This is a genomic window from Larkinella harenae (assembly GCF_054780515.1).
In genome coordinates, this window is sequence record NZ_BAAGWE010000036.1 from 1 (window position 1) to 830 (window position 830).

General features: G+C 44.8%; 1 protein-coding gene. It reads right to left on the reverse strand.

The features are described 5' to 3' along the window. Window positions 1-60: 60 nt before the first annotated feature. Window positions 61-830: DDE-type integrase/transposase/recombinase (locus tag ACYVH9_RS31605; protein ID WP_460640449.1), on the reverse strand; the 770-nt coding region annotated here is incomplete at its 5' end.

The following is an 830-nucleotide window of genomic DNA, read 5'->3' on the forward strand; positions in this document are numbered from 1 at the left end:
TTAACTGTAGTGGTTCAATAGATACGCTACAGTTGGAAAGGGAAGAAAAGTAGGATAAAACTACGTTTTGGCCCCTTTCCGAAATTTCTTAAGCTGCTTGTCTCGTTTGTACGATTGTACTCGAATGGGCTCTTTTTCAGGCTCATATCTCGCAATCACTTCATCCCAAAAAGGTGCACCTGCTGACTTCTCGGCTGCGGCTTCGGCTGGCGTTTTGCCTTGCAATGAACTGTGTGGCCGCTGATAATTATAGTAAAACTGCCATTCGGCCAAGCGGTCGTTTAAAGCAGGATCTTTTAAATCAGCCGTTCGGTAAAACTCCTGAAGGTCTGTCTGCTGGCTCCGTTCTACTTTGCCATTCAGATGCGGTGAACGAGGTTTGATCGGTCGGAATTTGATGCAATACTCCCGTAGCTTTTCTTGAAAACAGTAAGCAAAAAATTCTCGCCCACGATCCGTTTGTATCCGCTGGATGGGATAAACGAATTGTTCCAGTACTCGATCTAGGAAATCAATTGAGTTGGTAGCCGTGCGACGTTGATAAGTGTGTAAGATTTTAAATCGGCTACAATCATCAATTGCGGTGTACTGATAAATACCCGGTGCAATCTTGCAAACGTCCATTTGCACTCGGTCTCCTGGTACCGGTCGGGAATAGCGAATGGGTAGTTGATTTTTACGATAGCGTTTGATGGGGTCTCGATGATGCTTTGTGAGAATACGAGCTACCGTTGAAGCCGATACCTGAATCGAGTGCTGCTGAAAAGGAAAAGAGCAGATACGGATTTTGCCGATGTTATACGTGTCTCGAATCTGAAGCACTAATTTTT